At 38.8% G+C, this 13,134-nt stretch carries 10 protein-coding genes; all 10 read right to left on the bottom strand.

Going from position 1 to position 13,134, the window contains the following annotated elements; genetic code table 11:
• Positions 1-106: 106 nt before the first annotated feature.
• The 10 genes from lpxA to HMPREF1477_RS09060 all read right to left on the bottom strand — a co-directional run bounded on the left by lpxA (position 107) and on the right by HMPREF1477_RS09060 (position 13,125).
• On the bottom strand, positions 107-919 hold the full coding sequence (lpxA, locus tag HMPREF1477_RS09105) for an acyl-ACP--UDP-N-acetylglucosamine O-acyltransferase (protein WP_005376607.1): 813 nt from the start codon (positions 917-919) through the stop codon (positions 107-109).
• Positions 920-940: 21 nt separating this feature from the next.
• Complete coding sequence (gene fabZ / locus HMPREF1477_RS09100) at positions 941-1,366, bottom strand: 3-hydroxyacyl-ACP dehydratase FabZ (protein WP_005376579.1); 426 nt, start codon at positions 1,364-1,366, stop codon at positions 941-943.
• Positions 1,363-2,202, bottom strand: a complete 840-nt coding sequence (lpxC, locus tag HMPREF1477_RS09095; RefSeq protein WP_016476605.1) for a UDP-3-O-acyl-N-acetylglucosamine deacetylase — start codon at positions 2,200-2,202, stop codon at positions 1,363-1,365. The genes fabZ and lpxC overlap by 4 nt, the downstream gene beginning before the upstream one ends.
• 179 nt (positions 2,203-2,381) lie before the next feature.
• A complete protein-coding gene (locus HMPREF1477_RS09090) occupies positions 2,382-3,284 on the bottom strand; it encodes a lysophospholipid acyltransferase family protein (RefSeq protein ID WP_016476604.1) in 903 nt (300 codons plus the stop codon).
• A gap of 7 nt (positions 3,285-3,291) precedes the next feature.
• Entirely contained in the window at positions 3,292-4,323 is a 1,032-nt protein-coding gene (lpxD, locus tag HMPREF1477_RS09085; protein ID WP_016476603.1) for a UDP-3-O-(3-hydroxymyristoyl)glucosamine N-acyltransferase, read from the bottom strand.
• A 29-nt stretch (positions 4,324-4,352) separates the two neighbouring features.
• A complete protein-coding gene (locus tag HMPREF1477_RS09080; protein WP_016476602.1) occupies positions 4,353-4,883 on the bottom strand; it encodes a hypothetical protein in 531 nt (176 codons plus the stop codon).
• Positions 4,884-4,893: 10 nt separating this feature from the next.
• Positions 4,894-5,862, bottom strand: coding sequence for a hypothetical protein (locus tag HMPREF1477_RS09075; RefSeq protein WP_016476601.1), 969 nt, complete (start codon positions 5,860-5,862; stop codon positions 4,894-4,896).
• Between the two features lie 36 nt (positions 5,863-5,898).
• Positions 5,899-6,381 (bottom strand): OmpH family outer membrane protein, encoded by a 483-nt coding sequence (locus tag HMPREF1477_RS09070; protein ID WP_016476600.1) that lies wholly within the window; start codon positions 6,379-6,381, stop codon positions 5,899-5,901.
• 108 nt (positions 6,382-6,489) lie between these two features.
• Positions 6,490-8,679 carry an outer membrane protein assembly factor gene (locus tag HMPREF1477_RS09065; RefSeq protein ID WP_016476599.1) on the bottom strand — a complete coding sequence of 730 codons (2,190 nt, stop codon included), beginning with the start codon at positions 8,677-8,679 and terminating at the stop codon, positions 6,490-6,492.
• A gap of 156 nt (positions 8,680-8,835) precedes the next feature.
• The gene (locus HMPREF1477_RS09060) at positions 8,836-13,125 is read right to left on the bottom strand and encodes a translocation/assembly module TamB domain-containing protein (protein WP_016476598.1); all 4,290 of its coding nucleotides are present in this window, start codon (positions 13,123-13,125) and stop codon (positions 8,836-8,838) included.
• Positions 13,126-13,134: the final 9 nt, after the last annotated feature.

The following is a 13,134-nucleotide window of genomic DNA, read 5'->3' as shown; positions in this document are numbered from 1 at the left end:
GCACTGTATTTTCCTACATTCTTGCTCAAAAAGGATGCGTCTAAAAAGAGTATAAAATAACCACAAAAAAACTCTACATTATATAAACATAATGTAGAGTTTCATATTAATCACGACGGGTACGCATAATGCCACGATCAGCATTGCGTAAAAAGCGTAATAAGTTTTCAATTTCAACGGAAGAATCAAGTTGCATTTCCATCTCTTCAATCGCTCTAGACAAGCTAAAGCCTGAACGATAAATGATGCGGAACGCTTGCTTCAAGCTACGGCGTACCTCTTCCGAAATACCTGCACGAGATAGACCAACAGAGTTCAATCCGATAACACGAGCTGGTTGACCATCGGCAATAACATAAGGCGGAATATCTTGTACCACCTTAGCCATACCGCCAACCATAGCATTACGGCCAATTTTTACAAATTGATGAACACCAGCGAGGCCACCTATAACCACGCGATCTTCAACGATAGCATGACCAGCTAAGCCTGCGCAGTTACTCATAATAACATTATTCCCCACAATGCAGTTATGAGCCACATGCGTACACGCTTGCAATAAGCAGTTATTGCCAACACGTGTTTCTTCGCCTTCTCCAGTAGCGCGGCTAATGGTAACGAATTCACGGATAACCGTTTCATCACCTACGTAACAATAACTTTTCTCGCCTTTAAATTTTAAATCTTGCGGTTCCAAACCAATGGATGCACCTGGATAGATTTCACAACGTTTACCAATGGTTGTCCAACCACCAATAACTACATTGGCACCAATCTGAGTGCCATCCCCTATTTCTACATTTTCCCCGATGACAGCACCAGGTCCAATGACAACATCTTTGCCCAGTTTAGCATTCGGATGCACTATGGCCGTGTTATGAATGTTGGATTCCGCATTTTCCATGCCTACAACTATCACTACAATCACTCCTTAAGTCTATTATACAAGGGCAAACATGTATTCACCGCTAGCACAAAGTTTATCGCCCACATAAGCGCGACCTTCAACCTTGCCCATACGGCCCTTAATTTTTACAATGTCTACTTCCATGCGTACAACATCACCAGGTTTTACTGGATGACGGAAACGTACTTTATCAATGCCTGTAAACATAGGTGTTAATCCACGATTTTCTTCAGGATATAATAAAGCAATGCCGCCAACTTGAGCAATAGCTTCTGTTAATAACACACCTGGCATAACTGGATTTCCAGGGAAATGACCTTGGAAGAACAATTCATTGAATGTAGCATTTTTAATGCCCACAGCACGCTTCATTGGTTCCAATTCAATAATACGATCTACCAATAGCATTGGGTAACGATGTGGTAAAATTTCTAAAATGTCTTCGTGGTTAAGAATCATTGCTGTGTCTCCCTTATTTCTTCTATTATACTATGAGCCAAACGAGAATTGAGTTCATGGCTCGATTTTAACGCAATTACATGTCCCTCAATAGGTCCCAATAAATATAAATCACCAATCACATCAAGGGCTTTGTGACGAACTAATTCGTCTTCAAATCGTGGAACAGATAAACAGGTTGTATCATCGTATACAAGAGCATTATCTGTACTGCCCCCCTTTGCCAATCCCATGGCTTGCAATTGTTCTAATTCTTTTACAAATCCAATGGTTCTAGCTTGGGCAATATGTTCTTTAAAATACTCAGGTGTTACATCAAAATCACATTGTTGCGTACCAAGCAACGGATGTGGATTAATCGATGTAAATGTAACGCGATATCCATCATAAGGTACGATAAGAATAAATCTATCGCCATCATAAATGGAGTGACTACGTCTCACCTTATACACATGTCGTTCAGCTTGTTGTTCTTCAATTCCCGCCTGAAGGATTAAGTCAACAAATACGGCACTACTTCCATCGCCAACTGGTGGCTCAGGAGAGTCCATTTCAACAAAGCAGTTATCAATATTCATAGCACTGAACGCAGCCATTACGTGTTCAACAGTGAAAACCTTTGCTTCACCATGTTCCAAAGTAGTAGCGCGCATAGTGTTCGTCACATTATCAATATGTGCTCGAACGGAGGGTTTTCCTTCTATATCTGAGCGCACAAACACAATTCCTGTATTTTCAGGTGCTGGCTTAAAAACCATGGTTACAGGTTCCCCGCTATGAAGGCCAATTCCCTTATATGAAATAGCCTGTTTAATTGTTTGTTGGGGCTTACTCATAAGAATGTCCTTTCATAATCTAATTCCATGTCTACTATACACCATACTGTATTATACCCTATTTGCATAGCTGTTACAAGAATATAGGACTATTTATCAACTGACTAGATGTAAAAAATCGGCATTGCAAAGCTTTATTCAAAGACATCTGCAACGCCGATTATACTTTTTATATTTTTTTAATGAAACACATCTGGTGGCGTATCAATCTTGTCACCATAGTAACGACGAGTCCATTTCCAACGATTATGTAGCCAGAACCAATCTTCTGGATAACGACGAATATAATCTTCAATAAATTCATTGAGTTTAATTGTAGTAATCGCTATATCACGTTTTTTATCATCTGTTTTTTCTACATATAATGGTGGATGTACTTCAATTTCATGCTTTCCTGTGTACGGACTATAGTGCATGGTTACAAAGATAATAGGTACATCTTGCATACGTCCTAATACGGCAGGACCATCTGCCGTTAGCGTTTCATAGCCAAAGAATGGTACCAATACGCCATTCTCTCCAGGGTCCTGATCCATGATCAACCCTAAGAAGGCCCCCCCTTTTAAAGCTTTCACCATATCGCGCACACTCGTTTTATACATCACATGTTGATGCATAAGCGCACGATATTCATTGATAAATTTATCTGCATCACCGTTTTGTTTTAACGCAACAGAAATTAGAGGGTACCCTTCAGAAGCCAGTACACCTCCAAGCAATTCCCAGTTACCGCTATGAAGGGCAGCCAGAATAGCCCCCTTGCCATCAGCTAAGACTTCATCCAAAATATCCTTATTGGTAAAGTTGACCATATCTTTATAGCCGCCGTCTTTAATTTCAGGGTATCTCAATACATCGATAATCATACGACCAAATCGAGTCGTACTCGCCTTAGCAATTCGTTTTGCTTCAACAGGATCATCAGTGATTTTACAAAACAAAATCTGCCCGATTGCCAACCGCTTCCGTTTAGGAGGCACAGCAAGCCAAGCAATTTCACCAAGCAATGTACCTAATGCATACTGCCAACTATGAGGCAACATACAAATAAAGGCACTAAACAACTTCATAAACCTATACATAAACGTATTAGCTCTCCTTAAGCTGCGCTTTTAAAGCATCGATTTCCTTCTGCAATTGTTTTACAGTTTTTACCATTTCTGGTAAGCGATGTTCATAAGCGGATAGTTTTAACCATTCCTTATGAGGACGCATTGGGTAACCAGCCATAACGGCATCTGCTGGCACATTACCAGTAATACCTGTTTTGCCAGCAAATTTTGCATTGTCACCTATAGTAATATGCCCTGTACAACCGGTTTGTCCTGCAAAAATTACATTATTTCCACATTTCGTACTACCTGCAATGCCAACTTGTGCAATGAGGAAGCAGTTTTCACCAATTTCAACATTATGTCCCAAGTGAACTAGGTTATCAATTTTTGTACCCTTTCGAACTAATGTAGAACCCATAGTTGCATTATCGATGGTTGTGCATGATCCAATCTCTACATCATCCTCTAAAATGACATTGCCGACTTGAGGAATATGCGTATGTACGCCATTTTCAGTAGCAAAACCAAAACCTTCGCCACCAATTACTGCTTTGGCGCGTAATACAACACGATTTCCTAAGATACAGTTTTCATGAACAATGGCACCAGCATATATATCGCAATCATTACCAACACGAGTATTATGACCAATATAAACATATGAGCGAATTGTAACATTATCACCAATCACTGCATTATCATTAATTACACAATATGCACCAATAGCAACATTATCGCCTAGCTTAACATTCTCACCTATGATTGCAGTAGGATGGATTTCACGTGGTATTACAACAGGTGGATGAAATAATTGTAATACTTGTGCAAAGGCAGCCTTTGCATTATCTACAATGATTTGTGTAATTGGCGCATCGGGCACTTCTTGCTCTAAGATTACAGCACCAGCTTTACATAAGCCAATGTGTTCCACATATTCACCAATAGCAAATGTAATCGATTGAGGTGCCGCTTGTTCAAAGCCACGTGTTTCTGTGATTACTAGCGATTCATTACCAACCACCTTACCACCAATAAGTTGAGCAAGCTCCAGTACGGTCTTTTCCACTATTAAGTCCCCCCCAAGTGTTAACTAAACTATTGCGCAGCTTCAGCAGGTTGCGCTTGTTGGGCTTCACCTTGTTGAGCATCACCTTGTTGCGCTGGTTGAGCTTCTTGTTGGTTCGCTTCATTTTCTGCAGCTTTAATATCTTCATCAGATGCTTTGCCCATTTTATTGATTAAGTCATCAGTTACATCTACGCCGCCACCAACAACAGCACCTTTAAGCAATACTACATCTAGCTTTTTCTCTTTAGCTAATTCATTAACTTGTTGATCGATATATTGTTTCAACTCTTGATTTTTTGCAGTTGTGAAAGCATTAAAATCTTGTTTTGCATCAGTCGTAACTTGCGCTTTAGATGCTTCATCAGCAGCATCGATTTTGGCTTGAAGTTCTTTACCTTTTGCATTAATTTCTTTGTTAATCTCAATAGATTTCGCAGTTTGTGTCACAACTTTTTGGGAATCTACATAACCAATAGTATTGCTACCACAGCCACCAATAATTGGTAATGCCATAATCATTGTTGCACCTAAAATTAAAGATTTCATTTTCTTATTCATCGTATACTCCTTACTGAACTCGATATGACGCTTTCACAGCATCTGTTATATCTAGCCCTTTGATATTTCCACCATGATCAATCAAAACAAGGTCTAAATGACGTTCTTGAGCAATAATAGCAACGCGCATCCGCACGTCCTCTAAAATGGCCTCATGAAGTGCATTTACCTCTGCTTCTTTATCCGATAATTTCTTTGCCCAACTATCGTTCCACTCTTGAGGAACTGGCAAATTATTCGTCGATACAATCGCTTTAGCTTGATTTTGCATCATTGTATCGCGTTTCTTTGCTAGTTCAGCTTGTACAGATTCGGCATATTGTTTAAGTTCTTGTTCCCCTGCATCACGGATAGGTTTTAATTCTGCATCTACTTTAGCCCGTATAGCATCCATATCAAAATTGGATGGTTTACGTTTAGCCAGCAAGCTTTGAAGTCGGTTTTCCAATTCAGCTTTTTGTGCCTGAGCCGCTTCTTTCTGCGCATCATCGATATAAACACGGCTATCAAAAGCATATAGTTGTAATTGTAGATTTACAATCTCCAAGTCATATCCCTTGTTAGCAACTTTGAGCTCTTTCATGTATTTTTGTACCAGTTCAGCCCGTTTAGCATCTAGCTGTGCATTAAGTTGATTTTGTTTTGTAGCGATTCGCGTTTGTAATTCAATATTTAACGCATCCGACAATGTCGGGTCTAGAGACAAGGATTTAAGTTGTTCATTCTGCAGATCAGACTTGGTATTCAACGCCTCCTGTTCTATGGCATATTGAGCTTTAAGCTGTTCCAACTCTGCTTTTGCATTCTTATAATCTTCATAAGACGGATTAAACTCTAGTACATCATCAATTTGTACGACCCCAATAGATGGCCCTTCTGAAGATTGCCGATTAGTAATAAATCCATAGGCTCCATACATCGCAATCAGTGCAGCTGCTAAAAACAGAAATAATCCTATATACCGTTTATTTAGCTTCATACTGCTCACCCTTATCTGATTACCTTTGTATCATTATTATTTTGCATCAGATGCTAGTTTTTTTAGTACTTGATCAGTAATATCTACACCACCATAAAGAACTGCATCTTTAGGAAGAACTACAGATAAACCCTTCGCATTACCAACAGCTTTAGCTGCTTCCATTGTTTGGTCAGCCATCTGTTTATTCATTTCTTCCATTTTCTTTTCTACATTAGCTTGTGCTTCTTGCTTAATTTTAGCTTTAGTAGCATCATCTTGAGCAGCATCTACCTTTGCTTGCATATCTGCTGCTACTTGACTACGATAATCAGTAAATTCCTTAGCAGCTTTTACATATACAGGGTTTTCAGGATTATCCAAACGGCTCATATCAATTACACCTACATTACTAGCAGCACTAGTACCAGGTGTAGCCATTTGAGTATAGGCTAACGCACCAATACCGATAATAAAAATTGCGGCAATAACAATGGAGAATATTTTCACATTCTTCTTGTTATTCATCATTCTCATCATAATGAACATTCCTCATTTCTGTTAATCTACGCACTATGAGTGCCATAATAGAGATATTGGTGAAAGCCCCCTCTATAGAAGGTGCTTTCACCATAATATGTGTCAATATTAGAATTGTGTACCGAAGCTGAAGTGGAATTTCTTCTTATCCTTGCCAATACCATAGTCGAGTTTAACAGGACCGATTGGTGTAGTGATTCGAACACCGGCACCAACGCCATAGTTAAAGCTCTTAGTATTTTTATACCAAGGAACATTAGGAGCATCCCAAGCATCACCGATATCTGTAAATAATACGCCACTTACCTTTTTCACGATAGGGAAACGGAATTCCAATGTCGCATTATACATATTTTTACCGCGGAATTGATCATCTTCGTAACCACGTAATGTATCTGCGCCACCTAATGTGAACAATTGGCTATATGGTGCATCACCTTGGATGAAACCACCGCGTGCACGGAAGGCCAATACATTTTTGGAACCTACTTTTTTGTATGCACGCATTTCAGCTGTGAATTTATAGAAATCAAAATCACCGCCTAAGCCATGACCAGCCCATTGTGCAGTGTAGGAAATACGACGACCACGAGTTGGTTCATAAATGTTATCACGGGAATCGTATACCTTTTGCCATGTAATGGAATTGATGCGACCAAAGTTTTTACCTACATAATCCATGCCGGCAAAATCATATGTTTTATTATCCCAACCATTACCAGATGTTCCTGCAGGAGATTGACCAGCACCTTTGTCATAGCGGAATCCGGAACTATCATCAGAATCCCATTTGTATTTATCGGATCGAGATTCAAGTGTTAAGTAGTCGCGTGTATATTCGCCTGTTTGACGACCAAAGGAGATATTAAAGCCTTTGGATTTTTTGTTGTATTCTGCTACTTCGCTACCATCGCTATCATAGTCAGTGTATTCATCTTCACGGTTGAAGAAGGAGAATCCAAGAGAAGTACCTCTGTGGTCAATCCAAGGTTTCAAGTAAGAAATTTGGTAGTTTTTATATTTCTTCTTACCACCGATTTCCCAGTGAACTTTAAATTTATCACCTGTACCGCGAAGGTTATCTTCACCAAATTCAACGATACCCATCAAGCCATCGGATTTAGAATAACCTGCACCTAATGTAATAGTACCTGTTTTATGTTCCAATACATCGATTTCGATGATTACGTTATTAGGATCTTTTTCACCTGGTAACATACGTACATTTACATCATCAAAGAAGCCTAAATTGTATACGCGTTCTACGGAACGACGAACTAAGAACTTGTTGAATGGTTTACCAGTTTTTTGTACAAACTCACGAGTGATAACTTTATTACGAGTTTTCTTATTACCAGCTGGTACAATGTCTTCTACAATACCTTCTACGATATGGATATGAAGCATGCCATTGTCATCTACAGCAATACCATCTACATGAGCTAACATATAACCATCACGAGCATATGCCGCATTGATACCTTGTACCTTTTGTCCTACATATACGGAGTTCATGATTTGGCCTTCAGGAATTGCCATATATTTAGATAATACATCAGATGTATACACTGAGTTGCCTTCAAATACAACACCATGTACTACAGGGTTAGTTACTACAGCAAAGTCAATTTTTACGCCTTCTGGAACAGATGTAAAGACTGGGTTTACTTCTGAGAAATAACCACTATTGCCCAAATTTTGTACATCTTTAAATACACCATCAACGGAAACAGCATCGCCTACTTTTTCAGATAGCAATGTCATTAATTGCGCTGCTTGATCCGCAGAAACGCCAGAGATAGATAAACCTGTAATTGTTTTACCTACATATGGGTTAACAGAATCAGCACTCACACCGGTAACATATTGTGCTTCAACAGATGTTACAGCTTGAGCTTGACCATTTTCTGCAACCTTATCCAAGTCTGTGCCTGCTGTAGTTTTAGAAACCATTTTGACTTGTTTATCGTCTGTTTTTAAAGCTCCGTTATTAACGGTAACTGTACCATCGGAACCTTGAACGACAGTGCCATCAGTGGATAATGTTGTGTCACCACGAGCAGCTAAAATAGCCGCATCAGTATTATCTTGTGTATTAGCGCCCTTTTCTGTACCTGCATTGTATACAGCTGCTTTAGTCGTTGTATCATCAGTAGTCGCAGTGTCTGCTGTAGCAGTTGCATTCATATCTGGTGTATAGCCTGTTTGTACTTCTGCAGCAAAAACACTGCCTGTACCCATAACGGCAGTCAACACAGATGCTGCGAGCATACGTTTATAGGCTTTGCTTGTTAACATAAAATCCTCCTAAAATTATCCCTCTTTAAAGAGTATTAAATCTTTATTATTATATCATATAATACTGGGAATTAGTACTACTATAATTCAATTTTATGAAATTAAAATGACTATAATGAAGGCCCTTATTCAGTTTCTTCATTATAGTCATCATTGTTAGAATTCTCGTGTCCAACGTCCACCAATATAGGTACTACCTTTTGATGTATGCCAAGCATTAAACTTAACACTTCGCCGTAACGAATATTCAATACCGTATTTATTTTGTTTATTATTGATACCTTGTGTATAGGTAATCATCGTTCTCGGCAAGACATATTTGCCAATTTCGATATTATAATTCCCCGATGTTTCCCTACCAGTAGGTTCATTCGGATCGATAGAGCCGGTCGTAATATTAACACGATCTAGGCCCAATGCATTTTGCACTGCATCTTGTACATAGCCAAAAGCAAACATTTGTGCACTAGCTACGGCTAATGCATTTGCATCTTCATTGGTAATTGTACTACTATTCGACGGCTCACCGCGACCAAAGGTCAACATGGAAATGATTTGTTGGCGCGACAATGAAGGTTCTGATTTAAGCGTTAAATCCATATGATCCACAGTACCTTTTACACCAAGATAAATATTATAAGTACCTACATTAGTTTCCGCATCAAGTTGAAGCATAGGTAAGTACGACCCAGATGCAAAAGTCGCAGTGCCCTTTGTAATATCAAATGTGTGACTTAAATATTTAAAAGTACCATTGGTCACATTAAATTGCCCACTAGAAGTAGGCTCAAATACAGATCCACCAAAATGGACATCCCCTCTAATTTGCATATTATATAAGGACCGATCGTAAAGACGTACATTTTTACCAGCATGTACATTAACATCAATACCAAGATTGCGCGTACTTTCACTAGTTTCTAGGGAAAGTGGAATTTTGAACTTCATGTTCTCTAGATTTAAATCGCCCATCAATGTAGGGATTCCCTCTTTTTCAGCTATATAGAGTTCACCTTTTAATGGACCAGATATATATTCATTAGCTAAATCAAACCCATCCAATTGAACAGCCATCCGATAGTTAGTCATCTCATGACCAGTCCAATTAACCTTTGCCGCTAAACCAGCGGTCCCTTTACCAGCAGATATGCGAGATTGGAAATCGACTTGTTGACCTGAGAAAATTAAATCCCCATCGATATCCTTAAGCTCATTACCTATGGTCTTTATCTTCATGGTACCATTGCGAACAGATACTGTACCATACGCTTCTGGTTGATCAATAGTTCCTGTTACATGAACAACACCTTTTAACGCCCCAGTTGCGTCTTTTACCATAGGAGTAATCAAAGGGATAACAGCCATATCAGCCTCATTAAAGTCAATAGTCATATCCATCGCTTTAGAGTCATTCGCATCGAGATATCCAGTCGTATACAACGCAGCTAGCGGAATCTTACCATATGCACTAAGCTTATAGTCCCCTTTAACCCCTTGAATGCGTTGAACATTGATAACATGATTTTCCATAGTGGCCAATACGAACCCTTGATCAATATCGATACCATTATAAGAACCATTAGCAAGGCTTGCAGACAATTCAACCTTAGGATTTTTTGTAACCCCTGTCATATTGATAACACCGGTAATGGAACCAGTTGCATTAATATTATCACCAATAAGCGGTAAGAATGGTTCTATATCAACATCGCGAACTGCAATTTGTAAATCTGCATCACCATCTAAATCAACAGTACCACCAGCAGCAATAAGTCCATCATCAACAGGTATTTTTAATGTGCGAATTTTAAATTTACGATTTTCTAGACTTGCATCTATCTTTGCATCGCCTACTACCTTAGAATCAATAGTTACATCCTTAATTGAACCCACCACATTAAGGCTTGGATTACCATAGGTACCACCTAAATCAACTGTACCACTCAAAGAACCGTCTAGTTTATCCACCGGTTTTCCCAGTAAAGATAATAGATTGCTTACACGACCATCTTTCACCTGTAATGTACCAAATAGTCGCTTATCGCCCACAGTAGACATGCCGGCACGAGCCATATAATGGCCACCTTGTTCTTCATCGAATTCAAATTTTTCTAAATTAACGACAGTTGTATCTGCATATAATGTACCAGAAATATTGGTGATACCTTCGCCATTGATGGTTAGAAAATTAGATGTTACTGAGCCATTAAAATTAGGATTATATAAGGAGCCACCAATATGCCCCTTAGCCTGTACATATCCTTTTACATCATAATCAGTATTAACTAATAATCTACCAATATCTATATCTTTACCTTCTAAATCGATATTTAGGGCATCTTCTGACATAGTACCAGAACCTTGAATAACAGCACCATATCCTTGAATAGTAAACTTAGGTAATGTAAGAGTCTTATTTTCTAATGTATAATCTGCCTTTGCATCACTAATCAATTTGCCATTATAAGAACCGTCATATAAATGAACATGGCCCTGAACATATGGATTATCTAAAGTACCACGAATCTCATTTTCAGATTCAAACCACCCAGTAAGCGGAGCATCAGAAAACGGCCTAATTAAGTTCTCTATTCGGACAGCTTTGGCACGTGCCCGCATATTAAGTGCATTAGAATTTAAATCAAATGTACCCCCTATAGTAATGGCGCCATCTCCATCACCTATAGATGTATTTGTTAATTCTAATATATGATTTTTAATAGTAAAGCCTGCATTAATGGAATTAAAATGAGCCCCACTATAGACAATCTCAGGACTTGTAACACTACCTGTCACAGATGGATTATCTAAATTTCCTGTAATAGACGCATGACCTGTAATATTGCCAGATATACTATTACCAACAAGACTTGAAAAATTAGATGCATCTAATGAATCCGCCGACAAGGATAGATTCAATAGATTATTATCAATCGTTCCATATCCACTAAGTTGGCCATTTCCTATCGCCCCCGTAACGGCTATATTTGTCAAGGCGCCTACATTATTAAAGCTAACGCGAGCAGAATCAATAGATATACCACGCACGGATAGACTCGTTCCCACTATATTACCTTCTATGGAGGTAATATCACTATTTTTTCCTTTTACAGAAAATTCTCCATTTACAATACCTGACGCCGGTGTAGATAAATTTTGTGTAAATGGAGCTATTTCTGCATTATGAATCGTGCCATCAATGGAAAATTCACCACTATCAATGCCGTATTGTCCTTTGGCTTTTACGCTACCATTACCAATGTATAATGAAGCATCGTGAATATCCACGGTACCATTAAAGTAACTAAAATTAGCCTCTCCACTATCGATCTGATAGTTATCATACGAGATGGCATCACTCTTTATAGAACCAGATACATACGGATTAACACTAGTACCGCCGATATGAACACGGGCACCTACGTTACCAGTAATTTGATTTTTGGTGAAAGCCTCTAAAGCTACGGAATCAGCAACCACATTTAAGTTTAAACCAACCTCATCCCCTAATGTTACCAACCCATTTACCTTAACGGCTTGATCGTTTACATACCAGCCACTATGAGTGATTAAAACAGTATTATTTTGGAAGAAAATCTTACCATTGCCATGTCCAATTTGGTATGTAGTAGACCCGTTTTTATAGGTACCACCAACGCCATCAAAGGCTAAATTACCAGACATAGAATACTTGCCATCACGCCCCGTAATCTGCGCTTTTACATCATGTAATATACCAGATGTTATAGAGAAATTTTTATTGGATGGAACCATATTCATAATGCCTGATATATCAACAGACTCGGCTCGAACAAACAAATCAAAATCATCCACTTTATTCATGTCGATAGAGCCATTAACAGCGATCGAATGGTCATCTAAAAGTCCATTTAATGCCCCTTTTGTCATACCATCAACATTTAAGGCTATATTTCCATCTAGATTGGATAGCCTATGTACATTACCATCTTTAAATCGAACAGCACCTGTAGCATCATGAACGACGATATTGCCATCAAATGATTTCTTATCACTTTTAGGCGATGGTTCTAATAAAGAATTTACATTCCAAGATCCATCAGCTAATTGCCACACATGAATGTCCGGTTTTTCTAAAGTAATGGTAGAAACGATGGCTGCACCACTTGAATTCCCCATCAAAATCGATGGAACAGATGTATATTTCATCGATACATTCATAGTTGGAACAGCTGCCACCAAATGGTTATTCTCATCGCGCAATGATACATTTTGCAGTACTACATCGCCATTCCAAGCAATGTGCATAGAATCATACTGAATTGTACCTCTAACTGTATTATGTAGTTGTTCCTGTACCATGGGCGCCACATATCGCTCTGCAATTGGATTGATGGAAGTAGCTATTCCAGCTACACCCAATCCTAAAACTGCTGCACCAATTAGGCACCATTTTTTCCTTGTCATAGGAAACCC

It is taken from the genome of Veillonella sp. HPA0037 (assembly GCF_000411535.1).
GTDB lineage: Bacteria > Bacillota > Negativicutes > Veillonellales > Veillonellaceae > Veillonella > Veillonella atypica.
Note: the sequence above shows the minus strand (reverse complement) of the source record. Positions and strands in the feature narration are given on the sequence as shown.